Source organism: Nonomuraea sp. NPDC050540, from assembly GCF_044457485.1.
GTDB lineage: Bacteria > Actinomycetota > Actinomycetes > Streptosporangiales > Streptosporangiaceae > Nonomuraea.
On sequence record NZ_JBITHA010000003.1, the window covers coordinates 143801 to 170779 of the forward strand.

Annotated in this window: 20 protein-coding genes; 10 read left to right on the top strand and 10 right to left on the bottom strand. The window is 72.4% G+C overall.

The window, feature by feature from the left end:
- Window positions 1–7 precede the first annotated feature (7 nt).
- On the top strand, window positions 8–406 hold the full coding sequence (locus ACIBI5_RS11030; RefSeq protein WP_397245551.1) for a nuclear transport factor 2 family protein: 399 nt from the start codon (window positions 8–10) through the stop codon (window positions 404–406).
- Here the strand turns inward: ACIBI5_RS11030 and ACIBI5_RS11035 are convergent.
- Complete coding sequence (locus tag ACIBI5_RS11035; protein ID WP_397245553.1) at window positions 403–2040, bottom strand: right-handed parallel beta-helix repeat-containing protein; 1638 nt, start codon at window positions 2038–2040, stop codon at window positions 403–405. The two genes, ACIBI5_RS11030 and ACIBI5_RS11035, sit on opposite strands and share 4 nt — an antisense overlap.
- 69 nt (window positions 2041–2109) lie before the next feature.
- Here ACIBI5_RS11035 and ACIBI5_RS11040 point away from each other — a divergent pair, with 69 nt between their 5' ends.
- The gene (locus ACIBI5_RS11040; RefSeq protein WP_397245556.1) at window positions 2110–2922 is read left to right on the top strand and encodes a TetR/AcrR family transcriptional regulator; all 813 of its coding nucleotides are present in this window, start codon (window positions 2110–2112) and stop codon (window positions 2920–2922) included.
- A 16-nt stretch (window positions 2923–2938) separates the two neighbouring features.
- Window positions 2939–3424 (top strand): methylated-DNA--[protein]-cysteine S-methyltransferase, encoded by a 486-nt coding sequence (locus ACIBI5_RS11045; RefSeq protein ID WP_397245558.1) that lies wholly within the window; start codon window positions 2939–2941, stop codon window positions 3422–3424.
- On the opposite strand, the gene ACIBI5_RS11050 is transcribed toward ACIBI5_RS11045, so the two are convergent.
- A complete protein-coding gene (locus ACIBI5_RS11050) occupies window positions 3381–4592 on the bottom strand; it encodes a helix-turn-helix domain-containing protein (protein WP_397245560.1) in 1212 nt (403 codons plus the stop codon). The genes ACIBI5_RS11045 and ACIBI5_RS11050 overlap by 44 nt on opposite strands.
- Before the next feature lie 196 nt (window positions 4593–4788).
- On the opposite strand from ACIBI5_RS11050, the gene ACIBI5_RS11055 reads away from it, so the two are divergent.
- Window positions 4789–6849 carry a SufS family cysteine desulfurase gene (locus ACIBI5_RS11055; protein ID WP_397245562.1) on the top strand — a complete coding sequence of 687 codons (2061 nt, stop codon included), beginning with the start codon at window positions 4789–4791 and terminating at the stop codon, window positions 6847–6849.
- Window positions 6850–7198: 349 nt separating this feature from the next.
- Window positions 7199–9433: a M9 family metallopeptidase gene (locus ACIBI5_RS11060; protein WP_397245564.1), complete on the top strand. Its 2235-nt coding sequence runs from the start codon at window positions 7199–7201 to the stop codon at window positions 9431–9433.
- 16 nt (window positions 9434–9449) lie between these two features.
- Here ACIBI5_RS11060 and ACIBI5_RS11065 read toward each other — a convergent pair whose 3' ends face one another.
- Complete coding sequence (locus ACIBI5_RS11065) at window positions 9450–10694, bottom strand: serine hydrolase domain-containing protein (RefSeq protein WP_397245566.1); 1245 nt, start codon at window positions 10692–10694, stop codon at window positions 9450–9452.
- A 254-nt stretch (window positions 10695–10948) separates the two neighbouring features.
- Between ACIBI5_RS11065 and ACIBI5_RS11070 the strand changes: the two genes are divergently transcribed.
- Window positions 10949–11662 carry a PaaI family thioesterase gene (locus tag ACIBI5_RS11070; protein ID WP_397245568.1) on the top strand — a complete coding sequence of 238 codons (714 nt, stop codon included), beginning with the start codon at window positions 10949–10951 and terminating at the stop codon, window positions 11660–11662.
- 4 nt (window positions 11663–11666) lie between these two features.
- Here the strand turns inward: ACIBI5_RS11070 and ACIBI5_RS11075 are convergent, their stop codons facing one another.
- Both ACIBI5_RS11075 and ACIBI5_RS11080 read right to left on the bottom strand, forming a co-directional pair.
- The gene (locus tag ACIBI5_RS11075) at window positions 11667–12536 is read right to left on the bottom strand and encodes an alpha/beta hydrolase (protein WP_397245570.1); all 870 of its coding nucleotides are present in this window, start codon (window positions 12534–12536) and stop codon (window positions 11667–11669) included.
- A gap of 9 nt (window positions 12537–12545) precedes the next feature.
- A complete protein-coding gene (locus ACIBI5_RS11080; protein WP_397245572.1) occupies window positions 12546–15986 on the bottom strand; it encodes a protein kinase in 3441 nt (1146 codons plus the stop codon).
- A gap of 51 nt (window positions 15987–16037) precedes the next feature.
- On the opposite strand from ACIBI5_RS11080, the gene ACIBI5_RS11085 reads away from it, so the two are divergent.
- Complete coding sequence (locus tag ACIBI5_RS11085) at window positions 16038–16739, top strand: type 1 glutamine amidotransferase (RefSeq protein ID WP_397245574.1); 702 nt, start codon at window positions 16038–16040, stop codon at window positions 16737–16739.
- Here ACIBI5_RS11085 and ACIBI5_RS11090 read toward each other — a convergent pair.
- Window positions 16696–17226 carry an HXXEE domain-containing protein gene (locus ACIBI5_RS11090; RefSeq protein ID WP_397245576.1) on the bottom strand — a complete coding sequence of 177 codons (531 nt, stop codon included), beginning with the start codon at window positions 17224–17226 and terminating at the stop codon, window positions 16696–16698. The genes ACIBI5_RS11085 and ACIBI5_RS11090 overlap by 44 nt on opposite strands.
- 77 nt (window positions 17227–17303) lie before the next feature.
- On the opposite strand from ACIBI5_RS11090, the gene ACIBI5_RS11095 reads away from it, so the two are divergent.
- The gene (locus tag ACIBI5_RS11095) at window positions 17304–20267 is read left to right on the top strand and encodes a bifunctional [glutamine synthetase] adenylyltransferase/[glutamine synthetase]-adenylyl-L-tyrosine phosphorylase (protein WP_397245578.1); all 2964 of its coding nucleotides are present in this window, start codon (window positions 17304–17306) and stop codon (window positions 20265–20267) included.
- A gap of 79 nt (window positions 20268–20346) precedes the next feature.
- Window positions 20347–20997 carry a GPP34 family phosphoprotein gene (locus tag ACIBI5_RS11100; protein ID WP_397245580.1) on the top strand — a complete coding sequence of 217 codons (651 nt, stop codon included), beginning with the start codon at window positions 20347–20349 and terminating at the stop codon, window positions 20995–20997.
- Here the strand turns inward: ACIBI5_RS11100 and ACIBI5_RS11105 are convergent.
- From ACIBI5_RS11105 to ACIBI5_RS11115, 3 genes are read right to left on the bottom strand one after another with little or no spacing between them, the layout of a single operon-like run.
- Window positions 20994–21521, bottom strand: a complete 528-nt coding sequence (locus ACIBI5_RS11105) for a GNAT family N-acetyltransferase (RefSeq protein ID WP_397245582.1) — start codon at window positions 21519–21521, stop codon at window positions 20994–20996. The two genes, ACIBI5_RS11100 and ACIBI5_RS11105, sit on opposite strands and share 4 nt — an antisense overlap.
- Window positions 21522–21525: 4 nt before the next feature.
- Complete coding sequence (locus ACIBI5_RS11110) at window positions 21526–22290, bottom strand: aminoglycoside phosphotransferase family protein (RefSeq protein WP_397245584.1); 765 nt, start codon at window positions 22288–22290, stop codon at window positions 21526–21528.
- Window positions 22291–22310: 20 nt separating this feature from the next.
- A complete protein-coding gene (locus ACIBI5_RS11115; RefSeq protein ID WP_397245587.1) occupies window positions 22311–23342 on the bottom strand; it encodes a hypothetical protein in 1032 nt (343 codons plus the stop codon).
- 101 nt (window positions 23343–23443) lie between these two features.
- Here ACIBI5_RS11115 and ACIBI5_RS11120 point away from each other — a divergent pair, with 101 nt between their 5' ends.
- Entirely contained in the window at window positions 23444–25486 is a 2043-nt protein-coding gene (locus tag ACIBI5_RS11120; RefSeq protein WP_397245589.1) for a tetratricopeptide repeat protein, read from the top strand.
- Between the two features lie 48 nt (window positions 25487–25534).
- Here ACIBI5_RS11120 and glnA read toward each other — a convergent pair whose 3' ends face one another.
- Entirely contained in the window at window positions 25535–26959 is a 1425-nt protein-coding gene (glnA, locus tag ACIBI5_RS11125; protein ID WP_184970754.1) for a type I glutamate--ammonia ligase, read from the bottom strand.
- Window positions 26960–26979: the final 20 nt, after the last annotated feature.

Consider the following 26979-nt stretch of genomic DNA (forward strand, 5'->3'; position numbering starts at 1 on the left):
GGCAGGCATGTCCGCCGCGAGCCACGTCGTCAAGGGTTTCTACAGCGCCGCGCAGACCGCCGACGGGGGCGCGATCCTGGCGTTGCTGCATCCGGACTTCGAGGCGCGCACCGCGCCGGGCATGCCGTGCGGCGCCGGTGGCGTCTTCAGCGGGCCGACGGAGGCGCTGACCCGGGTGTGGGGCGCGGTGTTCGCGGAGTACGACACCGCGCCCTACGACGAGACCTGGCAGGAGACCGCCGACGGGACGGTCGTGGTCACCGGGCACTACCGGGGCCGCGCCCGGGCCACGGGCCGGGAGTACGAGGCCGAGTTCGTCCACCTGTGGCGGGTGGCCGACGGCCGGATCTCCCGGCTGCACCAGTACACCGACACGGCCCGCTGGCACGAGGCGCTGGCCGCCTAGATCCCGGCGCCCGCCACGATGTCGGCCACCGCCGGGTCGGACTCCAGCGCGCCCTCACCGAGCACGGTGTTGTCGGACAGCGTCACGCCCTTCGGCGCCTCGCCCGGGTCGGCGTCCCAGAAGTTGCCGATGAACGCCACGTGCTCCAGCGGCGGCGACACCTCCAGCACCACCGGGTTGTCGGCCCGGTGCACCACGTTGCCCTGCACGGTCACCCAGGCCGCGCCGTAGTCGGTGTAGAGGCCGTAGTTGTACGGCGTGACCGTGTCCTTGATCACGTTGCCGCGGATCAGGGCGCCGCTGGCGTAGGAGGAGCCCTGGGGGCCGGAGACGTACAGGCCGCCGCCGTCGGCCAGCACCTGCATCGTGTCGTGGATCAGGTTGCCGAGCACCTGGGTGCCGCGGCCGGCGTTGACGACGACGCCGTTGTGCGGCACCTCGCCGACGTCGTTGCGCGCCACGACCGTGGACTCGGTCCCGGCGATCAGGATCGCGGGGGAGCCGTGGTAGTCGAGGCCGACGCGGCGCAGGCGGGTGCGCTCGATCCGGTGCTCGCGGGCGCCGTCGCGGATGACCACGCCGCCGCCCGCCACCTCGTCGATCTCGCTGTCGAGCAGCGCGTTGCGCGCCCCGGCGCCGCGGAACTCCAGCGCGACGCCGCCGAGCCGGGTGAACCGGCAGCCTTCCACGCGCACGTCCGAGGCGCCGTCGACGACCACGTTGCCGGGGATGTCGGCCGGGTCGCCCGGCACGGTGACCTGGCCGCCGTCGAACGTGACGACCTGGAGGTCGCCGCCGGCGTAGAAGCCGTTGCCGTGGTAGTGGAGGAACCCTTCCCGCCCGCTCGGCCGGGTCCACGCCGCCTCGGCGAAGGTGATGCCGCGGAAGGCCGCGCCGCGTACCCCGTCGGCGTGCACCAGCGTCTCCAAAACCGGCGCCACCACGTCGTCCGGGCTCTCGCCGGGCAGCGGCAGGTAGTGGATCACGCCCTCGCTCACCGCGAACGTGCCCGGGGTCAGGAAGGCGGGGCTGTTCTCCGCCGAGGTCGGCGCGTCCACGGCGTAGTGCTCGCCGCCGCCCTCCCAGGTGATGATCGAGTGGTAGAGCTCGCGCGCCCAGCCGAAGGCGGGCTGGACCATGGTGACGCTCGTGCCGGAGATCGACGCCACCGGGATGCGCGCCTCCGACCAGGGGTAGGCGCCGCGGTAGACGAACTCGACCGCGCCCGGCCAGTCCACGGCCTCCTCGAGGACGTAACCGGTCTCGGTGGCGGTGATCGCCGTCTCGCCGAGGGAGAGTGAGGCGCGCTCGGCGCGGCGTCCGCCCACGTAGAGCTGGCGCACGGGGGTGGCGGGCGCCGCCGCCGTCCACACGCCGCCGTCGCCCTCCTGCCAGCCGGTGATCGGCGTGCCGCCGCTGACGACCACCTTTTCCGGTACGGCGGTGCCGTACCCGTGGGCTTGCAGGACGATCCCGGAGTCGGCCTCGGTCAGCCGGAGCGTCTCGGTCAGCCGGTGGACGCCGGCCCTGAGGGTGATCACGCCGCCGGCGGCGCGGGCGCGTTCCAGGGTGGCGAAGGGGCGCTCGATCGTGCCGGGGCCGGAGTCGTCGCCGGAGGGGTCGACGAAGATCATGAGGAATTCCTTCCAGGTATGCGGTGTACACATCTGGTATACAGCATAGACAGGGAGAGGAGTCAACAGGTGGCCGATCCGGAGCGCAGCACGGAACTGCTGTGGGGTGCCAAGGGGCGCGGCGGGCTCAACCTGGAGCGCATCGTGCGGGCCGGGATCGAGCTCGCCGACGCCGAGGGGCTGGCGGCGGTGTCGATGCGGAGGGTGGCCGAGCGGCTCGGCTACACCACGATGTCGCTCTATCGTCACGTTCCCGGCAAGGCCGAGCTCGTGGACCTCATGCGCGACGCCGTGCTGGGGGACGAGCCGGACCTCGGCCCGCCGCGCGGGTGGCGGGCGGACACGGAGGAGTGGGCGCGCTCGGGCCTGGAGTTCTACCGGCGTCATCCGTGGCTGCTCGAGTCGGCGGGCGTGCGGCACGTGCCGGGGCCGAACGCCATCGCGTCCTTCGAGTCCGCGCTGACGATCATGGCGGCGACCGGGCTGCCGCCGGCCCAGGTGGTGGCCGTGGTGGGGCTGGTCGGGGCCTTCGTGGAGAGCGCGGCCCGCGAGGTCGTCGAGACGGCGAAGGTCGAGCGGCGGACCGGCGTCGGCCACGACGAGTGGTGGGGCGCGCGCGACTCGCTCTACCGGCACCTCGACCGCTATCCCACGCTCACCCGCATCTACGGGGAAGGCGGCTTCGACGAGCCGCTCGACCCGTTCGAGTTCGGGCTGCAGCGGGTGCTCGACGGGATCGAGGCGCTCATTCGTGATGAAGTGCGTGACGAAACTCGATGTGCGGTCTGCGAGAAGGTGATCGATCCGGCCGAGACCGGACGGCCCCGCGCCTACTGCTCGCGCGCCTGCCAGCAGAAGGCCTACCGGCGCCGCAAAGTATGAAACGCTGGCAGATGTCATGATCCGCACGCACACCATCATCGAGAGCCCCGTCGGGCCGCTCACGCTGGTCGCCCTCGACGGGCTGCTGACCGGCCTCTACATGCGCGAGCAGCGCTACCGGCCGCCGGAGGAGTTCTTCGGGCATCCGGACCCCGAACCCTTCGGCGAGGTGACCGGCCAGCTGCGGGCGTACTTCGCCGGTGACCTGAAAATCTTCGACCTGCCGATGAACCTGGTCGGCACGCCGTTCCAGAAAGAGGTCTGGACGGCGCTCATGGAGATCCCGCACGGCGAGACCCTCACCTACGGCGGGCTGGCGCAACGGCTCGGCCGCCCGCCCAGCGCCGCCCGCGCGGTCGGGCTGGCCAACGGCCACAACCCGGTCAGCATCATCGTCCCCTGCCACCGGCTCGTCGGCGCCAACGGCGACCTGACGGGGTACGGCGGCGGGCTGCCCGTCAAGCGCTACCTGCTCGACTTCGAGCGGGGGACGCTCTTCTGAGCCGCGTCGACAGCGTGATCTCGCGCAGTTCGCCGCGGGTCGTGGCGCAGTCGACCAGCCGCAGCTGCTCCATGACGCGGGCGGCCTGCGGGTTGTAGGTCAGCTCCTCCGGGCAGCCGTCCAGCACCCTGCGCAGCATCGCCGTGGCGCCGGCCGCGTCACGCTCCATCGAATGGGCCCTGGCCAGCGACAGGAAGTAGCGGGCCTGGCGGTCCCTGGCGCGCAGGCGGGCGGCGTCGATCCCCCCGGACAGGCGGATGGCCTGCCGGTAGCGTCCCAGGCGCACCGCCACGGCCACCGCCTGCGCCTCCACCTCGGCCGCGCCGAACGGGGCGTGCAGATCGTCGCGGTCCTCGCCCAGCGACTCGCCGATCTTCCTGGCGCGGTGCAGCAGCTCCTCGGTGTGCGGGACGTCGTTCTCCTCGGCGGCGGCCTGCGCCGCGGTCAGGTAGCAGCCACCGGCCACGGCGATCGCGGACGGCCCCGCCTGCCCGACGCCGTCGATCGCGGCCAGGCAGAGCTGGCGGGCGTCGCCGTACCTGCGCAGGTGGATGAGGACCTCGGCCAGCTCCGCGCGCGCCACCGCCGACAGCAGCGGGTCACCCGCGCGCCCGGCGGCGGCCACGCCCCGGTCGGCGGCGAGCAGAGCCAGCGCGTGCTGGCCGCAGCCGCGCAGGAACGTGGAGAAGAGCCGGTAGACCTGCGTGAGCCCCGCCGCCCCCGGCTCCTCGTCCGGCGGCGCGCTCTCGGCCATCACCAGCAGCTCCGGCAGGCGCCTGCGCACCTCCGAGTAGCGGCGCGGCGAACGCTGCCAGACGTCCCACGCGGCCGAGACGTGGCGGGCGATCCGGTGCGCGCTCTCGGCCGGGTCCCCGGACAGCCGCCTGGGGTAGAGCAGCGCGTGGCCGATCTCGTCGTACTCGCCCTGCGCGCCCATCGCCGGCAGCGCCACGTCGCCGCCGACCAGCTCCGACAGGTCGCTGATCCGCAGGACGTCGGCGATGCGCAGGATGGTGGACAGCCGGTCCAGCGGCCGGGCGCCGTTCTCGATGAGGCGCAGCCACTCCTCGCTGCAGCCCACGAGGTTCGCCAGGATCCGCCGCGAGATGCCGCGCGAGCGGCGTACGGCCATGATCCTGGCTCCGTCGACCATGAAGTCGCTGGTCATGATTTCACCGTAGGCGAGGATCCGGCGGCGCCCCGCGGCTCCCGGCGGCCAGGAAGGGCGGCCACTTGCTGCCGGTTCCGCGGGGCCGGATCCGGGTTACCGTGGAAAGGATCGCCTGCCGTACAACAGCAGTTGGATCTAGCCCGATCTCCAGTGCCCAGACTGCCCCTACACCTTTCGGCAGAAGGAGATCACGATGGGGCTACTGGACGTCGAAACGATTCGGAAGGCGTTCCCCTTCTTCGACCCGGCCGCTGACGGCTCCCGCCCACCGGTCTACCTGGACAGCGCGGCGACCACGCAGAAACCCGCGGCGGTGCTGGACCAGCTCAACGCCTATTACACACGTTCCAACGCCAACGTCCACCGCGGCGTCTACCGCCTCGCGGTCGAGGCCACCGAGCTGTACGAGGGCGCCCGCAGCAAGGTGGCCGCCTTCGTCGGCGCGCGGCGCAGCGAGGAGATCGTGTTCACGAAGAACGCGACGGAAGCCGTCAACCTGCTGTCCAACTCGCTCATGTGGGCCGCCGACGAGCACCGCATCGGCCCCGGCGACGAGATCGTCGTGACCGAGATGGAACACCACTCGAACCTCATCCCGTGGCGGCTGCTCGCCGAGCGGGTCGGCGCGAAGATCAGCTACCTGGGCATCACGAACGACGGCCGCCTCGACCTGTCCGCGCTCGAAGAGCGGGTGACCGAGCGCACCAAGCTGGTCGCCGTCGTCCACGCCTCCAACATCCTCGGCACCGTCAACCCCATCGCGCCCATCGCCGCCCGCGCCGCCGAGGTGGGCGCGCTGCTCGTGGTCGACGCCGCCCAGTCGGTGCCGCACCTGGGCATCGACGTGAACGCGCTCGGCGCCGACTTCGTCACCTTCTCCGGGCACAAGATGTGCGGGCCCACCGGCATCGGGGTCCTGTGGGGCAAGTACGACCTGCTCGCCGAACTGCCGCCCTTCCTCGGCGGCGGCGAGATGATCGAGACCGTCACCCTGGACGCCATGGCCTACGCGCCGCCGCCCCTGCGCTTCGAGGCAGGCACGCCGCCGGTCGCCCAGGCCGTCGGGCTCGGCGCCGCCTGCGACTACCTCGACTCCCTCGGCATGGACGCCATCGCCGACCACGACCAGGCCCTCATCGAGTACGCGCTCGACCGGCTCGCCCAGGTCCCCGGCATCCGGTTCATCGGCCCGGAGGACACCACCGACCGGTTGCCCCTCATGTCCTTCGTCCTGGACGGCGTACCGCTCCAGCAGGTCAGGACCGCCCTCGACCAGGCCGGCATCGCCGTACGCTCCGGACACCACTGCGCCCAGCTGGCCTGCAGCCGCTTCGGCATCCCCGCCGCCGTGCGCGCCTCGTTCTACCTGTACAACACCCCCGACGAGGTCGACTTCCTGGCCGACACCCTGGAGCGCACCCGCTCCACCACCACCGTCTACGCCACCCCGCCCGAGCTGACCGACACCCGCCCCGTCCGCCCGTACAAGGAGATCCTGATGCCCGGGATCTTCGAGCCGTGGGGCCACGCGCTCGTCGGCGCCCTCGCCCCCGCGCCCGGCGCACGGGCCCTCGACGTCGGCACCGGCCCCGGTACGGTCGCCCGCCTCCTGGCCGCCGCCGTGGGACCCACCGGAGCCGTCGTCGGCACCGACATCAGCGCCGGCATGCTCGCCCTCGCCAAGGAGGAGCCGCCCGCGGCGGGCAGCGCCGCCATCCAGTACGTCGAGTGCGGCGCAGCGCCGCTCCACGTCTCCGACGAGGCGTTCGACCTGGTCACCATGCAGCAGGTCCTCCAATACGTCCCCGACCGCCGGGCCGCCGTCGCCGAACTGCGCCGCGCGCTGCGGCCGGGGGCGCGTCTCGCGATCGCCACCTGGCTGCCCCTGGACCGCAACCCGCTCTTCCAGGCCCTGCACGCCGCGCTCACCTCCGTGCTGGGACGGGAGACGGCGGCGCTGTTCGAGGAACCGTGGTCGCTGGGCGGTGAGGAGGTCGCCGACCTGGTCGCGTTCGCCGGGTTCGGGCAGGTGCGGCTGGACCATTGGACGGTGCCGGTCACCGTGTCCGGCGGGGCCGAGGCGCTGTCGTGCCTGTACTCGTTCTCGGCCGTGGGGCCCGAGGTGGCCGGGCTGGGGGACGAGCGGCGTACCGCTCTGCTGGACGCGGTCCGCGCCAACCTCGCCGACCGCACCGACGCCGACGGCGTCCACGCGCTGACGGCGTCCAGCGTGGTGACGGCCACCGCCCTCTAACGTCTGCGCCGACCCGCCGCGCCCGCCCCCTTCACACACCACCGGCCCCGGGGGCGGGCCTCGTGGTTGTCGCAGATCCTGCGGTTGTGCGGGTCTTGCGGTCCCTTGAGCCCTGCGGGTCCTGGCGCCGGGCAGCCGGGGGTACGGCCGGCGCCGGTCTGGAAGGGTTGGCGCCCTGGGGGTCGTCCAGCGTCGCGCAACGGGCCAGGTGGGATCGGTCCCTTGGGGATGCGCCTCTGTTGCCGAGGCGTGCGCGGCGGATTTTCCGTGAGGTTTGGGCTTGATTCGCCTACGCGCAATGTGAAATTTTACATATCACATTACCTACCCCCCAACTCAGGAGTATGCGATGCGAGTCGCAGGATCCTTACTCGTGGCGGCCGGGCTGGTGCTCGGCGGCCTCGCCGTACCCGCCCATGCCCAGACGCCCGCCTCACAGACCGTCACCCAGCGCACGGACCCCGCCCCCCGCACCGACCCGGCCCCCCGCCCGGCGACCGAGACCACCGAAGCCCGGCACCAGCAGGACGAACCCCTCAAGGCCGATGTCCGGCCGCCCCTCCCCGCCACCACGGACCAGCTCAAGCAGGACTACGACGAGCCCGCCCGGCAGCAGAGATCGCTGGCCGCCTGCGAGGTCGAGGGCCGCACCGGAGCCGCCCTCGTCACCGCCGTCAAGGCCGCCGACCTGAGCTGTCTCAACGGGCTCTTCTCGCTCACCGGCTCCCGGGCCCGCGCGGCCTTCCAGGAGTCGCAGATGGTGACGGTCGCGAACGCCCTGCGCGCCACCGCCGCCGCCTACCCCGGCGACAACAGCACCAAGACACTCCAGCTCGTCCTGTACCTGCGCGCCGGCTACTACGTGCAGTGGTACTACCCGCAGGACGTCGGCCAGTACGGCGCCGCGCTCAGGACCGCCATCCGCGGCGGGCTCGACGCCTTCCACAACAACTCCCGGTCCGGCACGGTCAGCGACGCCAACGGCGAAGTGCTCGGCGAGGCGGTCATCCTGATCGACAGCGCCCAGGAGAACGCCCGCTACCTGCCCGTCGTACGCCGCCTGCTGACCGCCTACAACAGCACCTACGACGCCTCGTGGTCCATGGTGAACGCGGTCAACAGCGTCTACACCGTCCTGTTCCGCGGCCACCAGCTGCCGGAGTTCGTCACCGCCGTCCAGAACGACCCCAGCACCCTGACCACGCTGCGCGACTTCGCCGTCAACCACCTGAACCTGCTCAGCACCGAGCGCGCCTACCTGACCGGCAACGCCGGCCGCGAGCTGGCCCGCTTCGTGCAGCACGCCCAGCTCAAGGCGACGGTCCGCCCTATGCTGCGCGACCTGCTGCAGCGCTCGCGGATCACCGGCCCGACCGCCAAGCTCTGGGTGGGCGTGGCCGAGATGGCCGACTTCTACGACCGCGCCAACTGCGCCTTCTACGACACCTGCGACCTGCAGAACCGCCTGACCGCCGCCGCCCTGCCCGTGCGGCACACCTGCGGCCCCACGCTCAGGATCCGCGCCCAGCAGATGACCGCGGCCGAGCTGAGCGGCACCTGCTCCAGCCTGAGCGGCCAGGACGCCTACTTCCACAACCTGGCCGCCGACAACGGCCCGGTCGCCGGTGACAACAACACGACGCTGGAGGTCAACGCCTTCGACTCCAGCGACGACTACCAGACCTACGCCGGCGCCATCTTCGGCATCGACACCAACAACGGCGGCATGTACCTGGAGGGCGACCCGTCGGCCGCAGGGAACCTGCCCAGGTTCATCGCCTACGAGGCCGAGTGGCTGCGCCCGGCGTTCCACATCTGGAACCTCAACCACGAGTACACGCACTACCTCGACGGCCGCTTCAACATGCACGGCGACTTCGGGGCAGGCGTGAGCACGCCGACGATCTGGTGGATCGAGGGCTTCGCCGAGTACGTCTCCTACGGCTACCGCCGCCTGGTCTACGACGCCGCGATCGAGGAGGCGGCCAAGCACACGTACCAGCTGAGCACGCTCTTCGACACCACCTACGACCACGACACCCAGCGCGTCTACCGGTGGGGCTACCTCGCGGTCCGCTACATGTTCGAAAAGCACCGCGCGGACGTCAACACCGTCCTCGGCCACTACCGCACCGGCAACTGGAACGCCGCCCGCACCCACCTCAGGTCACTGAACCACAACGCGAGCTTCGACACCTGGCTGACGGCCTGCGCGGCCGGAGCCTGCGGCGGCGACACCGGTGAGCCGCCCGTCCCCGAGTGCACCGGCTCGGACGCGCGGGCGCTCGGCCAGAACTGCCGCCGCAGCGGCCTGTCGGCCACCCAGGGCAACTACGCCTACCTGTACATCCTCGTCCCGGCCGGTACGGCGAAGCTCACCATCAAGAGCGACGCCGGCACCGGTGACGCCGACCTCTACTACAGCTCCTCGTCGTGGGCCACGACCGGCTCCTACACCCAGCGGGCGACCGGCGCCGGCAACGCGCACACGCTCACCGTCACCAACCCGCCCGCGGGCTACCACTACGTCAGCCTGTACGGCACCGCCGCCTTCACCGGAGCGGCGGTGACCACCAGCTTCTAAAGGTGACCACCAGCTTCTAGAAGTAGCGCGACGTGAGGTCCCCGGTGGGCCACGAGCTCACCGGGACCTTGTTCATCTGCTCGGAGAACCCGTCGAAGTCGGGCGAGCCCTGCTCCTCGCGCCGGTTGAAGCAGGCGGCGTAGCTGAAGCCGTTCTGGATCCGGCACAGGTAGGTGTAGGTGCCCGGCATCGAGCCGTTGTGCCAGGTGTTGATGTTCCCGGGCACCTGGCGCACCCAGATGCCACCGCCGTACCAGGAGCCGAACTCGTTGACCCCGGTCTCCGGCTTGGCGATGAGCCGGGCGATCGACGCCGAGCTGAGCACCTTGCCGGGCCGGTCCATGGCGAGCGTCCAGCGCACGAGGTCGACGGCGGAGGCCAGCCAGCCGCCGTTGGCGTCCTGGTTGGGCATGTTGAATCCGCCGTACGGGTAGGGCAGGACTTTGCCCGAGGCGTCCACGACGCTCTTGTTGGTGTACTTCGACTCGTAGATCGCCTCGCCGGGGAACGCCTCGGCGCGCAGGCTGCGCCCGAGCCGCATCCGGGTGATGCCGAGCGGCGCGAGGAGCTTGGAGCGCACGTACGACTCGTAGGACTGGCCGGAGACCTTGGCGATGATCCGGCCCAGCAGCATGTAGCCGTAGTTGCTGTAGACCATCTTGGTGCCGGGGTCGTGGTCGAGGCGGCGCTGCGAGCCGTACTTCATGATCTGGGCGTGCCCGATCGGGAGCGGCACGTCGAGGGCGGCGGCGATGGTGTGGTCGAGCCAGAGCTGGTCCTTGGACACGTCGCGGTCCCAGCCGCCCAGGTGGTGGATGAGCCGGAGCACGGTGACCTGGGCCAGCCGCGGGTCGGTGGTGGTGGACAGGCCGAGCAGCGGCGCGACCTTCGCCGACAGGTTGAGCTTGCCGTCCTGGACCAGCCGCATGATCGCGGCGGCGGTGATGTTCTTGCTGAGGCTCGCGATGCGCATCGGCGACGTCGGCGTGATCGCGGGCACCGCGCGGGAGCCGTCGTTGTAGCGGTAGGCCCGCGCCAGCACGATCCGGCCGTTCTTCATGATCGCCAGCTGGGACTGCGAGATGTTGCGGTCCTTGACGAACTTCTTCATCAGGTTGTCGAACCCGGCCAGCTGCGACGGGGCGACGCCGTTCGCCTCGACGACGGGCACGGGCGCGGCCTGCGCGGGGCGGGTGACGAGCGCGGCGGCGGGCAGTAGTCCCGCGCCGGTCTTGAGCAGGGTCCGGCGGCTGACGGTCATCGGGTGGGATCTCCTAGGGGTACGACGGGTCAGCTGCGTCCCGGCCGCGGCCGGGTAGTCTCACAGGTGACCCCCGAGTCACATCCGTCTCAATGAGGTCCGTATATTACGGACCTTTCCGGATGTCTCGCACACCTGGGGTCCCCGAACAGCCTGGGGCGAGCGCAATGGTCCAGGCAAGAGCCCCTAAAATAGGTCTGTTTGAAATGAACTTTCTGGCGTGGGCGTTATATCGCGATGAAGGAGGATGACGCATGACGACGGCTGCTCTGCAGACTGTTTTGACCGTTCCTGAGCGCTTCCAGGGTCCCCAGGGGATCGTCAACGGAGGCTGGCTGGCCGGTACGGTCGCCGAAGCTCTGGGAGGCCGAGGCAACGCCGTCGAGGTCACCCTCCACGCCCCCACCCCCGTGGAGACCGAACTGCGCCTGGAGCACGTGGCCAACACCGCCTCGCTCTACCACGGCGACAAGCTGCTGGTCGAGGCCATCCCCGTGCACGAGGACCTCAAGGCCCCCGAGTACGTGCGCTTCGCCGACGCCGCCCGCGCCGAGGCCGGGTTCCCCGGCTGGCAGGGCCACGCCTTCCCCGAGTGCTTCGTCTGCGGCCTGCGCGCCCCCGGCGACGGCCTGCGGATCTACCCCGGCCCGGTCGAGGGCACCGACCTGGTCGCGGCCGGCTGGCGGGTGCCGTACAACGTCGCCGGTGACGACGGCGTGCCCGACGCCATCGTCGGCGCCGCCCTCGACTGCGTCACCGGCTGGGCGCACTTCGGCCCCGGCGAGTCGGCCCTGCTCGGGCGGCTGGCCGTACAGATCCACCGCCGGGTCTACCCCGACGGCACCTACTCGGTCGTCGGCCGCGCCACCGGCCGCGAGGGCCGCAAGCTCTTCGGTGAGAGCGCCATCTACGACGGCGACGGCACCCTGGTCGCCGCCGCGCGCGCCACGTGGATCGCTCCACGCTGACCCGTCAAGGGGTACGGCCCGGCCGTACCCCTGACAGGCGGGCGGCCACCAGCGCCGCGCACCGCCCGTCGAACATGATCGTGTAGTGGTTGCAGCCGGGCACCAGCTCGTCGCGCAGCCCCGGCACCCGCTGCGCCCAGTGCGCGGCCAGCGGGCCGGGCAGCATCCCGACCTCCTGGTCGAGCAGCCCGCGCGGCGCCCGCAGCAACGTCACCGGCGCCTCGATCGCGGCCAGCGCCGACCCGATCTCCGCCCCCTTGAGCCGCATCCACCGGCCGTCCTCGCGTACCGCCGTACCGACGGCCCGTGAGCGCAGCGCCCCCTCGGGCCCGGTCAGGTCGTAGCGGACGTACTGCTCGGCCGCGGGCGTCCAGCGGCCGGCGAAGGCCGGATGCGCCTGAAAGAAGGCCACGTAGTCGTCCGCCGACGCGAACGTCTGGCTCAGCCGGGCGATCGCCGGGCCGAGCGTGGCCTCGATCTCGGCGTCCACGTCCGCCCCCGGCGCCAAGGGCGGGAACGGCAGCCCGCCGTCCACCAGCACCACCCGCTCGAACGCGCGCCGCGCCGCCGCCAGCACCGCCACGTACGCGCCCATCGAATGCCCGGTCAGCACCGTGCCGGGGCCGGCGCCCACGTGCCCGGCCACCCGCAGCACGTCTTCGGCGTGCCGTTCAAGACCGTAGGGGCCGGGCAGGTCCGCGCTGTGGCCGCGTCCGCGCAGGTCCATGGCGACCAGCGACCACTCCGGCGGCAGGTGCGCGGCCACCGCGTTCCACGCCATCAGCGAGGCCGTGATGCCGTGCACCGCGACGATCAGCTTCGGCCCGGATCCGAAGACCGCGAACCGCATCCCGTCCACCTCGTCGTATCGCATGACGTGATCCTAGGAGCAGCCTTTCGCGTAGGGGAGTCCCGGATTCACGTAGGTCCGCCATTCCGCCTCGCTGAGCGAGCGGCCGGCGCGTGCGCAGACGGCGGCGGCGACCTTGGCCGGGGCGACCGGGTGCTCGTTCAGCCGGCCGTCGCGGTCCAGCGTCAGCAGGGTGGAGCCGTCGGCGCTGAAAGCCAGCGAGAGCACCTCGCGCACCTGGGGGTCCATGGCGCCGCCGGTGTCGCGCAGCGTCGCGAGCTCGGTGCCGCTGACCGGCTCGTACAGGCGGACCCTGCCGTCGGCGGTGGTCCAGGCCGCGACCACGTCCTCGCGGGGCGAGCGCGCGCTGATCGTGCCGACGCCGGTGGAGACCCCGCCCGTACGCCGCCAGGTGGCCAGGTCCCAGCCGGTCATGCGCTCGCGGGAGTCGATCACGAACAGGGTGCCGCCGGCACGGTCGAAGTGCAGGCCGACGACGGCGCTGTCCCTGCCGCTGCCGGCGAACGGCGGGCCCATCGGGTTGCCGGTGGCCACGTCTATCACCGTCACCTGCCGCCCGCCCAGGGCCAGCCGCCGGCCGTCGGGGGAGAAGGTCGTGAGCGGCTGACCGTCGTGCCTGAACTGCCACAGCATCCGGCGGGTCCGCCAGTCCCAGACCTGAACCAGATAGTCATCTTTTCGCTTGAACCCCGGCGAGGTCATCGACAGCGCGAGCAGGGCGCCGTCCGGGCTGACGGAGACCAGCTCCGGCCCCAGTTTCGCGTCCGGGGTGAACGTGTGGACCGTGCCGTCCTCGACCACCGTCACCCGCCGTCCATCCAGGTCGGTGCTGACCATCAGGCGGCCGTCCGGGCTGAAGTGGGCCGTCTCCAGCTCCAGCGCCCCGCCCTCGGGCCTGCCGTCGGACACCCGCCGGATCCGCACGCCGTCGTCCAGGCCGCCGATCGCCATCCTGGCCCCGCCCGGCGCCAGTTGCCCCACCTCCACCGGGTTGACCGGCCCGCCGCGCAGGTCGGCGACGTCGAGCGAGAAGACCTGGTCGGCCTGCAGGTAGCGGAAGGTCGTGCCGTCGAAGCCGCCGGTCGGCCGCGACGCCTCCTCCGCCTCGCCCCTGACCGGCACCGAGGCGAGCAACTGGGTGTCGGACATCCGCCAGAACTGGACGGTCTCCTCCGCCACGGTGGCCACCAGCCGCCCGTCGCCGTCGAAGACCGGGGCGCCCTTGTTCCAGACGCCCTGCGTGCCCGCGCCGTCGAGGTCACCGAGCTCCTCCATCCGCCCGCGCCCGGTCAGCCGCACCCGATCAGGGTCGGGCACGCCGGTCTCCTCTGCTCGCCAGCGTCCGTCCTGGCTGAAGACCATGCCGTCGCGCACCCGCGAGGGCCCGCTCGCGCCCGTGCGCAGGTCCCACCGCAGGCCCGTGTCGGGGCCGACGACCACGGGCGTGTCCTCGGAGCGGAAGACCACGCCGGCCCATTCGTCGACCAGGTCGAACGGCTTGGCGAAGGCCAGGCTCCGCACCGGACGGCCCGAGCGCGCCTCCCACGCCTTCGCGCCCTTCGCCGTCACGACGACGAGCGTGCGCCCGGACGGCGACAACTCCACCGCGCCCACCAACGCACCCTTGAGCCCGAGCGCGCGCACCCCGCCCGCGCGCCGCCCCGTCCGCAGGTCCCACAACCGGGCCTCGTCGTCGTCGACGCTCACCAGCAGGCGGCCGTTCGCGCTGATGGCCCGCATCGTGTCCGGGCTGGTCGCGGGATCACGGAACATGCCGGTCTCACGCTGGTTGGCGGAGACCGTCAGCTCCGCCCGCGTGCGCGGCGTCCGGTCGAGCCTCCACGCCGTCGCGCTGAACAGCGCCGCCAGCATCGGGTCGGCGCGCCGGGTCGAGGCGGCCAGCGTGGCCAGCCGGTCCGCCTCCGACCTGCGTAACTGCCCGGCGATCTGCTCGGCCCGCTCGTCGGCCAGCCGCCCCTGGTGGATCGCCAGCCCGCCGGCCACCAGCGCGATCACCAGCATCCCCGCCAGGCTCAGCGCGGCCAGCCGCGAGCGCCTGGCCCGGCTGCGCGACAGCCGCGCGGCCGCCTCCAGGAAGTCGCGCTCGGCCGTGGACAGCGTGATGTTCCGGCGCGCCGTGGCCGCCCACTGCAGGGCGTTCTCCAGGCCGCTGCCCTGGAACAGGTCGCCGTCCCTGCGTCCCGCCGCCTCCCACCGGCTCGCCGCGGCGAGGATCTCCCGGTGTACGGCCAGGCCGTCGCGGTTGGCCTCGATCCAGCGCCGGTAGCGCGGCCAGGCGTGGGGGAGTGCCGGGCGGGCCAGCGTCACCTCGTCGTCCGTCCTGGTCAGGAGGTAGCCGAAGACATCCAGCAGGCGCTTGGCCGCGGCCGCCTCGGGCAGGGGGCGGCCGTCGAGGATCTCGGCCAGGGCGGCCCGCCGTACCGTGAGCTCGCCGCGCGCGCCGACCGTGACCAGCCGCAGGAACACCTCGGGCGCCAGCTCCCGCACGGCCGGATCGAGGAGGCCGTAGGTCTCCTCGGCGAGCGTGCCCAGAGCGGGGTCGTCGGCCTCGGCGCCCATCCGCGCCGCCTCGCGCCCGCCCGCTGCCAGCAGGCGCCCGGTGTCGAAGCCGCCCGGCCCGCCGCGGCTCAGATGCGCGGCGTCGAGCCGGGTGTCGCCGCTGACCAGGGCGAGCAGCAGCTCCCGGGCGCTCGGGCGCTCGGCCGGGTCCTTTCTCATCGCCGCCTCGGCCATCGGGCGCAGCGAGCCGGGCAGCACGCTCAGGTCGGGCGTGGACGACAGCACGCGGTGCATGATGGCGCCCAGGCTGTCGGCCTCGTACGGGTCGGCGCCGGTGGCGGCGAAGACGAGCACGCCGGCCCAGGCGAACACGTCCGCCGGCGCCCCCGCCCGCTGCCCCGTGAACACCTCGGGCGCCATGTAGGCGGGCGTCCCGGTCACCAGCCCCGTCGTCGTGAGCGACATCTCGGCGGTCCTGGCGATGCCGAAGTCGATCAGCCGGGGCCCGTCGGGCCCGAGCAGCACGTTGTCCGGCTTGAGGTCGCGGTGCACCACCCCGGCGTCGTGGATCGCGGTCAGCGCGGTGGCGATCGCCGTGGCCAGCCGGTGCAGGTCCCCGCCCGCGAACCGGCGCCCGCCGGCGACCGCCGCCCGCAGGCTCGGCCCCTCGACGTACTCACTCACGATGTACGGCCGCGGCCCCTCCAGATCGGCCCCGACCACCTCGGCGATGCAGAAGGACGCCACCCGCTGGGCCGCCTCCGCCTCCCTGACCAGCTGGGCGGTCTGGTCGCCGTGCAGCACCTTGACCGCGACCCGGCGGCCGTCCTCGCCGTACCCCTCGTAGACGACGCCCTGCCCGCCCGCGCCCAGCCGCCCCGCCAGCCAGTACGAGCCGAGCCGCTGCGGGTCCCCGTCGATCAACTTCCCCATGGCCACTTGGATGCGTCTGATCTGGGGAAAGTTGCCGGTAAATTACGCCATATGCGGATCACTGTCATCGAACACGAGGCCGACGCGCCCCTCGGGTACTTCGCCGCCTGGCTCGGCCTGCCCTGTGACATCGTCCGCCCCTACCTCGGTGACCCGATCCCCGCCCGCGCCGCCGGCGGCCTCATCGTGCTCGGCGGCGAGATGGCCGCCTGGGAGGACGAGGCCTACCCCTGGCTGCCCGCCACCCGCGACCTGATCCGCCGCTCGGTAGCCGAGGAGACCCCGGTGCTCGGCATCTGCCTGGGCGCCCAGCTCATGACGCTGGCCTGCGGCGGAACGGTCGAACGCGGCGCCGCCGGCCTGGAGGTCGGCGCCTGCCGGGTGACCCTGCTCCCCGTCGCCGACCCCCTTCTGTCCGGCTCCGGCCTGGTGGGAACGGTCCCCGCCGCGCAGTTCCACAGGGACGCCATGACCACCCTGCCGGAGGGCGCGACGCCGCTCATGACCGGCGAGCGCTACCCCCACCAGGCCTACCGGCTGGGGACGAGCGCGTGGGCGGTGCAGTTCCACCCCGAGGTCACCCCCGAGATCTTCGACCGCTGGATCGCCGCCTCCGGGCAGGACCAGAAGCTGGCGGCCGAGGTGAAGGCCGCCGACGCGGCCCTGGTCGCGACCTGGCGGCCGGTCGCCGAGGCCTTCGCCGCCGTCGTCAGAACCAGCGGTCGTTCTCCCGGGGCTTCCGCGGCCGGGTGAGCAGGTGGGCCAGCGCGTGGACCCCGCCCAGCACCACGGGAAAGTACAGCAGCCCCGCCGTGCTCCCGCGCACCGTAACCCCCTCGGCCTTCAACCGCCGCCACGCCCACACGGAGAACGGCAGCACCACGAGCGGTGAGGTCACCAGCCCCGGCGTGTAGCCGCGGGTGATCGCGGCCTGGGCCAGGTGCACCAGCCCGTGCAGCCCGAACCCGGCCAGCACCGTCTGGAACAGCGGGCTGCGCCCACCCGTACGCGCCCCGTCGGCCGCGGCGCCGGCGATCACCCCGGCCATGAGCCCGATCGCCACGTTCACCTGCCGCTGCGACATCTCCAGCCGCTCCCACGGCACCTGCGGGAACCGCTCCTCCAGCCGCTCCCGGTTGTCGCGCACCCACCCGGCCATCGTCGCCAGCTCCTCGGCGTCGTGCACCGCCCACGCCGCCAGCAGCCCCCACGTCACGGTCTTCGGAACCTGCCCCATCATCGCCCTCCCGACAAAACACAACGCACCGTTGCGTTTCACTCTAAGCGTTTCACGAGGCCACCTGTCAAGATGGGGAGGTGCCCAGGATCGAGTCCACCGCAGCCCGCCTGGCCAAGCTCGGCTTCGCCGACGGCGCCCGCGCGGCCCGCCTGGTCGCCGGCCTCACCCCGGACCCGTCCGGCGCGTCCGTCGTGGAAGAACTGCTCGACGACCTGGTGCGGGTGGCCGATCCCGACCTGGCGCTGACCTCGCTCACCCGGCTCGCCGAACGCGACCCCGCCGTCCTGGCCGCCCTCCACGCCGACCGCCCGCTGCGCGAGCGCCTGTTCGCCGTCCTCGGGGTGAGCGCGGCGCTCGGGGAACACCTGGTGCGCCATCCCGGGCAGGTGGGGCTGCTGGCCGTACCGGAGCCGGGTGAAGTGCGCGCCGAGCTGCTGCGCGCGGTCGGCGCCGAGCCCGCCGCGACCGAGCCCCGCGCGAGCGCGGCGACCGACACCCTGGTGGCGCTGCGGGTCGCCTACCGCGGCCGCCTGCTCCACCTGGCCGCGCGCGACCTGACCGGTCAGGCCGCGCCGGCCGAGGTGACGGCGGAGCTGTCCGACCTGGCGGGCGCGGCGCTGGAGGCGGCGCTCGCGATCGCCCGCGCCGAGGCCCCCGACGGCCTGGACACGGTACGGCTGGCCGTCATCGGCATGGGCAAGTGCGGCGCCCGCGAGCTCAACTACATCAGCGACGTCGACGTCATCTTCGTGGCCGAGCCGCGCGACGGCGCCGACGAGACCAAGGCGCTGCGCACCGCCACCCGCCTGGCCCAGGCGATGATGCGCGCCTGCTCGGCCGCCACCTCAGAAGGCGCCCTGTGGGAGGTCGACGCGGGCCTGCGCCCGGAGGGCCGCTCGGGCCCGCTGGTACGCACGCTCGCCAGCCACCTGGCCTACTACCGCCGCTGGGCCAAGACGTGGGAGTTCCAGGCGCTGCTCAAGGCCCGCCCGATCGCCGGCGACCTGGAGCTGGGCGCCTCCTACGTCGCCGCCGTGAACGACCTGGTCTGGTCGGCCGCCACCCGCGAGAACTTCGTCGAGGACGTCCAGGCGATGCGCCGCCGCGTCGAGCGGCACGTGCGGGCGGAGGGCGAGCGGCAGATCAAGCTGGGGCCCGGCGGCCTGCGCGACATCGAGTTCGCGGTGCAGTTGCTGCAGCTCGTCCACGGCCGCCTCGACCCGCTGCTGCGTCGCAAGGCCACGCTGCCCGCCCTGGCCGCGCTGTCCCGAGGCGGGTACGTCGGCCGTGAGGACGCCCGCCAGCTGGCCGAGGCCTACACGTTCCTGCGCCAGGTCGAGCATCTGCTGCAACTGCACCGGCTGCGCCGTACCCACGTCCTGCCGACCGCCGACGAGGACCTGCGCCGCCTCGGCCGCGCGCTCGGCACGCAGGTGAACCCGGTGGGCGAGTTCACCGCGCGCTGGCGCCGCCACGCCATGGAGGCCAGGCGGCTGCACGAGAAGCTGTTCTACCGGCCGCTGCTGCAGGCGGTCGCCCGGCTGCCCGAGTCGGAGGCGCGCCTTTCCCCGTCGGCCGCGGCGGCCAGGCTGGAGGCGCTCGGGTATGTGGACCCCGCCGGAGCCCTGCGCCACATCGCCGCACTGACCAGCGGAGTCTCCCGCCGCGCCGCCATCCAGCGCACGCTGCTGCCGGTGATGCTGGGCTGGTTCGCCGGCACCCCCGATCCCGACGCCGGACTGCTGGGCTTCCGCCAGGTCAGCGACAAGCTGGGCTCGACGCCGTGGTACCTGCGGCTGCTGCGCGACGAGACCGCCGTGGCCGCGCGGATGGCCCGCGTGCTGGGCACCAGCCGCTACGCGACCGGCCTGCTCACCAACGCCCCCGACGCCGTCGCGCTGCTCGGCTCCGACGACGAGCTCGCCACCCGTCCCGCCGCCGCGCTGCTGGCCGAGGCCTCCGCGGCGGTCTCCCGGCACGACGACGCCGAAGCGGCCGTGGCCGCCGTGCGCGCGCTGCGCCGCAAGGAGCTCTTCCGTACGGCCGTCGCCGACATCTCCGGCCTGATCGACATCGAACAGGTGGGCGTGGCCCTGTCGGAGCTCAACGACGTCACCATCCAGGCGGCGCTCGACGCGGCTGTGGCCAAGGTCACCCTGGAACGCCGGGCCCCGCCGCCGACCCGCTTCGCGGTGATCGCGATGGGCCGGCTGGGCGGGATGGAGTGCTCCTACGCCAGCGACGCCGACGTCATGTTCGTCCATTCGCCGCTCACGGGCGCGGCGGAACGGGAGGCGTCGGAGGCCGCGTTCGCGGTGGCCAACGAGCTGCGCCGGCTGCTGGCGCTGCCCGCCCAGGACCCGCCCCTGCTCATCGACCCCGACCTGCGGCCGGAGGGCAGGCAGGGCCCGCTGGTGCGTACGCTCGCCTCCTACGCCGCCTACTACGCCCGGTGGTCCTCGCCCTGGGAGTCGCAGGCGCTGCTGCGCGCCCGCTTCTCGGCCGGGGACGCCGGGCTGGGGGCGGAGTTCACGGCGGCGGCCGACGGCCTGCGCTACCCGAAGGGCGGCATCGGCGAGGAGGCGGTCAGGGAGATCCGCCGGCTCAAGGCCAGGATGGAGGCCGAGCGCCTGCCCCGAGGAGCCGACCCGGCCCTGCACACCAAGCTGGGCCGCGGCGGCCTGTCCGACGTGGAGTGGGTGGCCCAGCTGCTCCAGCTCCAGCATGCCCACGAGCACCCGCCCCTGCGTACCACCCGGACGTTGCGCACGCTGCGCGCGGCGGTGGAGGAGGGCCTGCTCGACGCGGCCGACGAGACGGTGCTGGGCGAGGCGTGGCGGGCCGCCTCCCGCATCCGGGACGCCATCATGCTCGTCAAGGGCCGTCCGGGCGACAGCCTCCCGGCCGGAGCCCCGGAGCGCCGCCTCATCGCCCGCACCCTCGGCTACCCGCCGGACGGCTCCGAGGACCTCCTGGACGACTACCGCCGGGTCACCCGCCGCGCCCGCCAGGTGGTGGAACGCGTCTTCTACGGCTCCTGAGCCGGGATGACGTTTGTCAGGCGGGATCGATGACGGGGGAGTCTGCACCCGCCCCGGCGGCAGGAGGCACACTCGGGGCATGACGTTGAGCATCGCCGAGGAGTTCGTGCTCCTCGCACACGGGGACGAGGACGGCAAGCCGCTGGTCAAGGAGGAGCGGCTCAAGCTCGTCCTCGTCGCGGCGCTGATGGCGGAGCTCGCGCTCAGGGAGCGGATCGAGCTCGACGAGGACGGCGGCGTCCTGCTGCTGGACGGCGCGCCGACCGGCGACGCGGCGCTCGACGCGGTGCTGGCCAGGTTCGGCGAGGTCGAGACCACGCTCCTGCCGCGCACGTGGTTCGCCAGGCTGCACGCCGAGCAGGACCCGGCCCCGATCCTGGCGGGCCTGGCCAGGACCGGAGCGCTGCGGGCCGACCGGCGCAGGAGCTTCGGAGTCTTCACCAGCACCCGCTACCCGCAGGGCGACCCGGCCTTCGAGCAGGAGGTGCGGGAGCGGATCCAGGCGGGGCTCGGCGGCGCGGAGGTCACGCCCCGCACCGCCGCGGTGCTGGCCCTGGTGTACGCCGCGCGCCTGCTGCCCCAGCTGTTCCCCGGCGCCGACACCGCTCGGGCCGACGAGCTCGTCGCCGGCGACTGGGTCGGCCAGGAACTGCTCGCCTACTACGGCGGCGCCAAGGGTGACCTGGCCACGACGGCGTTCAACACGATCCTCGGGGACGGCGCGCTCTAAGGACGGCTCAGCCGGTAAAGAACGGTACGGCGGAGCGGGCTGCCCTCGGGAACGTTCGGGTGGTCGAAGTCGTCGGCCGGGTCGCGGGTCATGCCCAGGCGTTCCATGACGGCACGGGAGCGGACGTTGCGCACGGCGGTCATCGAGACGATCTCCTTCAGGTTCAGCTCGCCGAAGCCGCGGGCCAGCGCCGCCCCGGCCGCTTCGGTGGCGTACCCGTGGCCCCAGGCGGACCTGGTCAGCCGCCAGCTGATCTCGACGGCCGGGGTGAAATGGGCGGGGAAGTCCCAGTAGATCAGCCCGGTGAAGCCGACGAACTCCCCGCTCTCCCGCACCTCGAGCGCCCACAGCCCGTAGCCGTCGCGCGCGAAGCCCATCTCCATGCGGTCGATCATCATGTCGCTCTGCGCACGCGTCAGCCGGGCCGGGAAGTGCTCCATCACCTCCGGGTCGGCGTTCATGGCGGCGAACGGCTCGCGGTCCTCCTCGCGCCAGCGGCGCATGATCAGTCGCTCGGTCTCCATCCTGTCAACGATAGGACGAAAGCCCCGCCTCCACAGCCTCCCGCTCGTCGTGCAGGAGCCCGTGCACGGCCTCCTGGAGGGCGAAGGTCGCGGCATAGGCGCGCGCCCGTTCCGCGAGATCGGGAAACCGTACGGCCAGCCGCCGCCTGACCGGATCCGGCGAGGAGACCGACAGCGCCGCGAAGTCGACCGCCGGATCGCCGGGCCCCGCCTCGTCCCAGTCGAGGACGCCGCTCACCCGGCCGTTCTCGATCAGGACGTTGGCGCCGCCCAGGTCGCCGTGGACGAACCCGGCCGGGGCGCTCGCGGCGGTCTCGGCGGCCGCGGTGACCTCGGCCAGCGCCCTTCGGCCCGCCTCGGGGGACAGCAGGGGGACGACGCGGTGCCGTACCTCGGTGGCGAGGGTCCGCCACTCCGCGCGCCAGGATGCGGCGCCGTCGTGCGGGACGGCGGCCAGGCGCGCCAGGAGCGCGGCGAGCGCGTCCGGCTCCACGGGCGTCAGCTCCGACAGCGGCACGCCCGGCAGCAGGCGGGTCACCAGGCAGCCGGCGCGCACGAGCACCACCTCCGGAGCGGGCAGGCCGTGGGCGCGCACCAGGCGCATCCGCTCGGCGAGCGGCTCCACCGGGGCGCCGTAGCGGGGGAATCGCCAGGCCAGCCCGGCGTCGTCGTCGAGCACCACGTCGGCGTGCTCGCCGCGCACCAGACGCAGGCCGTCGGGGGTGCGGCCCATCGCGCGGGCGTAGTCGTCGATCACGATCGTCCTCACTGCCGGGAGTGAGGACGATCTTATCGGCGGCCCTTGAGCCCGGTGACGCGGCGGAACAGGTCCCACCAGAACGGCGCCCCGAACAGCAGCGCCACGTAGGTCAGCAGGTAACCGGGCCAGTGGCTGAGCGTGGTGAGGCGTTCCCACCACACGCCGCCGTTCCAGTGGACGCTGGGGTCGCCGTCGGCCGGGATGGCGATGCTCATGATCGCGTTGTCGAAGATCTTGACCAGCGCGGGCGAGCTGAGGGTCTCGGTGAGGCAGTCGGTCAGCTGGATGTTCTCGGTGCACTTGGCCTTGAGCTCGTTGACGGTGGCCGGGTCACCGGCGGCCACCGCGGCCACGCCGGCGCGCAGCGCGTTGTCGCGCAGCAGCGTCTTGGCGTACTCCAGGCCGTCCATGCTGAACAGCAGCGTCACCGCCAGCCCGAGCGCGGCCATGACCCACTTCACGTAGCGCTTGTACAGCATCGACAGGCGCTGCATCTCGCCGTCGAACCAGGTCTCGACGCCCTGCCTGAAGCGGTCGAGGTCGCGCTGGGCGCCTTCCCAGACGCCCATGAGGTGGCCGTACAGCGGGCTCTTCATCGCCTTGAGCTTGGCCAGCCAGCCTTCGACGCCGTTGGGGTCGGTGGCCGCCAGCTCCATCAGTGCCACGGCGAAGCGGGCGGGCGGGATGTTGGAGATGCTGGTCTTGCCCGTCTTGGGATGGTCGATCTCGCGGACCCGCTCGTACAGCAGCTTCGTCATCGCGTCGTCGCCCGCCGACTCGTGGGCCGGCATCGTGGACTCCACCGGCGCAGGCTGGTCGCTGTGCTTGGGCCGCGGGTCGCGCAGGAACGGCAGCGCCGTGAAGACGTCGCGGATCTTGGCCGGCAGCCACGCCCTGCCTCCGGAGGACCCGTCCAGGGTGTCGCGCAGGTAGGCCCACAGAAACTTGCTGCGGATGGCCAGCAGCCGCACGATGCCCTCGTTGATGCCGCTGACCAGCAACGACAGCAGCAGGAACGACAGGATCAGCCCGATCGCGAGATCAACGTAAAGAGACAGCACAATGGATCACCCCGCGCCTTGATACACCCCGGCACGTACGGCCCGCAATGCGATCGGCCGATCACGCCTGCGACGGACCCCCGAAATGCACATACTGGACTATGACCCAGGACGCGGCGGGCGACCGGGCCGTGGCCGCCGGCTCTGTCGGCGAGCGCGCCATCGTCATCCCAGGCGATCACAACACCGTTCAGGTAGGGGCGCCTCCGGCTGCCGCCGGGCGGCTCGTCGTGGGGGACATCCCCCAGCCCCCGGCCTCCTTCCAGGAGCGTCCCGGCATCATGTCCGGACTGCGCGGCGAGGACCGGGTGAGCGTGGTCCGCTCGGTGAGCGGGGCGCCGGGCGTCGGCAAGACCACGATGGCCGCCGCGTACGCCCGCGAATGCCAGGGCGCCTCGTTCGCCGTCGTCGCCTGGGTCCACGCCGAGACGCATGAGCAGATCGTCGCCGGGCTCGGCCGTCTCGCCGATCGGGCGGGCCTGCGCGGCGCCGGCGACTCCGCGGCCGAGGCCGCCGAGAAGGCCCGCGACTGGCTGGCCGCCGCCCGCGAGCCCTGCCTCGTGGTCTTCGACAACGCGGCCAGCGTACGCGAGCTGCGCCGATGGGTGCCCGCGACCGGCAATGTGCAGACGGTAATCACCACCAGGGACCGGGCGTTCGACCGGCTGGGCGCGCGGGTGCCCGTGGACGTGTTCACCGAGCGCGAGGCGGTGGCGTTCCTGGAGCGGGCCACCGGCCTGGACGACCCCGCCGGCGCCGCCGCCCTGGCCCGCGAACTGGGCCACCTGGCGCTCGCCCTGGCGCAGGCCGCGGCCCTGATCGAGGATCGCGGCTCCACCTACGCCGCGTATCTGGCCACGCTGCGCCGCGTACCGCTGGCCAGGAGCCTGCGCAGCTTCGACAGCGACGCCTATCCCGACAGCGCCGTGCAGGCCGTGACCCTCGCGGTGGAGGCGGCGGAGGCCGAGATCGACGGCGCGGCCGACGTCCTCAACGTCCTGTCCGTCCTGTCCCCTGACGGCGTCCCGCGCTGCCTGCTCTACCCGGCGATCGACGACGACGCCCTGGACCGCCTGGCCGCCCTCGTGCGCAGGTCGCTGCTGACCTGGAGCCAGGACCGCCTGTCCGTGGTGGTGCACCGGGTGACGCAGCGCGTACTCAGGGAACGCGACCCCGGCGCCACGGGCCACGCCCTCGACCGCGCCGCCGAACTCCTCCAGGACTACCGCCCGCTGGACACCTGGGTGGACCGCGACAAATGGGAGTCCTTCGTCACTCAGACAGAGGCGGTCTACGCCCATGTGGGCGAGCGCCCGGTTCCCGTACTGGCCGCCCTGAGGCAACTGGCCGTGGGCTACCGGGCCCGCCACTCCAGCAACGCCGACGCCGTGGCACTCTACGAGCAGTGCGTGGCCGACTTCGAACGCGTCTTCGGCCCCCACCACGAAATCACCCTGAACACCAGGGCCGACCTGGCCTTCTCCTACAGCCACCTACGCCAGCCGGAACGAGCGGTGGAACTCTACGAGCGCACCATCGTCGACTACATCCGCGTCCTGGGCCCCGACCACCGCGGCACCCTCAAGTCCTACGCGGGCCTGGCCGATGTCTACAGCCTGAACTACGACCCGGTCGACGCGGTGCCGTTGCAGGAGCGGGCGGTGGCCGAACACGTCCGGGTCCTGGGCTCCGGCCACCGCACCACGCTGGCCCGCCGCGGCCTCCTCGCCCTGACCGTCAGCCACGCCGACCAGCACGAACGCGCGATCGCCCTCATGGAGTCAACCTGCGCCGACTGCGTCCGGTCACTGGGCGAGAACGACTCCGACACGCTGATGGCCCAGCGGGGCCTGGCGATGGTGGTGGGCAACTCCGGAGACGACCGGCGCGCGACGGAGCTCTACCGCGCCTGCATCGCCGGATACGAGCGCGTACTCGGCGCCGACAACGTCTTCACCCTGCAGACCAAGCTGGTGTTCGCCGACTTCCTGGCCTTGACCGGCGCCCCCGCCACCGCGCTCACGCTGTACGCGGAACTGCTGGAAACCGGCGAACGCGTCCTCGGCCCCGGCCACGTGGTGACCGAACAGGCCCGATCCCACCTGGCCACCCTCGCCCGGCCACACGACCCGGCCGGGCCCTGAACAGGCGAAGGCCCGGCACCGAGGTCGATGCCGGGCCCAGGCCGCCGCCTACACGTCGTAGTACAGCTCGAACTCGTGGGGGTGGGGCCGCAGGCGGATCGGGTCGACCTCGTTCTCGCGCTTGTAGGCGATCCACGTCTCGATGAGGTCGGGCGTGAAGACGCCGCCCTCCAGGAGGTAGTCGTGGTCGGCTTCCAGGGCGTTCAGGACGTCGGTCAAGGAGCCCGGGACCTGCGGGATGTTGCGCGCCTCCTCGGGCGGCAGCTCGTAGAGGTCCTTGTCCACCGGCTCCGGCGGCTCGATCTTGTTGCGGATGCCGTCGATGCCGGCCATCAGCATGGCGGCGAAGGCGAAGTACGGGTTGCACGACGGGTCGGGCACCCGGAACTCGATGCGCTTGGCCTTCGGGTTGGAGCCGGTGATCGGGATGCGGACGCACGCGGAGCGGTTGCGCTGGCTGTAGACCAGGTTGACCGGGGCCTCGTAGCCGGGCACCAGGCGGTGGTAGGAGTTCACCGTCGGATTGGTGAAGGCCAGCAGCGAGGGGGCGTGCTTGAGCAGGCCGCCGATGTAGTAGCGGGCGGTGTCGGACAGGCCGGCGTAGCCCACCTCGTCGTAGAAGAGCGGGGAGCCGTCCTTCCACAGCGACTGGTGGCAGTGCATGCCGGAGCCGTTGTCACCGAAGATCGGCTTGGGCATGAAGGTGACCGTGTGGCCGTACTCCAGGGCGGTGCTCTTGATGATGTACTTGTAGAGCATCAGGTTGTCGGCGGTCTTCAGCAGCGTCCCGAACCTGAAGTCGATCTCGGCCTGGCCCGCGGTGCCGACCTCGTGGTGCTGCATCTCGACGTCGATGCCGCACTCGATGAGGTTGCGGACCATCTCCGAGCGCAGGTCGGTGAAGTGGTCCATGGGCGGGACGGGGAAGTAGCCGCCCTTGTAGCGCGGCTTGTAGCCCAGGTTGCCGCCTTCGGTGGACTTGCCGGTGTTCCAGGCGCCCTCGATGGAGTCGATGTAGTAGTAGCCGGCGTTCGCGCTCGTCTCGAAGCGGACGTCGTCGAAGATGTAGAACTCCGCCTCGGGGCCGAAGAAGACGGTGTCGGCGATGCCCGTGCCCTTGAGATATTCCTCCGCCTTGCGGGCGACGTTACGCGGGTCGCGGCTGTAGGCCTCGCCGGTCAGCGGGTCGTGCACGAAGAAGTTGATGTTGAGCGTCTTGTGCTGGCGGAACGGGTCCACGACCGCGCTCGTCGGGTCGGGCAGGAGCAGCATGTCCGACTCGTGGATGGCCTGGAACCCGCGGATCGACGAGCCGTCGAACATGAGGCCGTCGGTGAAGACGCTGGCGCCGAAGTTCTCGACCGGGAAGGTGAAATGGTGCGTCGTCCCCGGCAGGTCGGTGAACCTGACATCGACGAACTGCACCCCTTCGTCCCGGATGAACTTCAGGACGTCGTCGGCGGAGTTGAACACTCTCGAACCTCCCTGGGGAC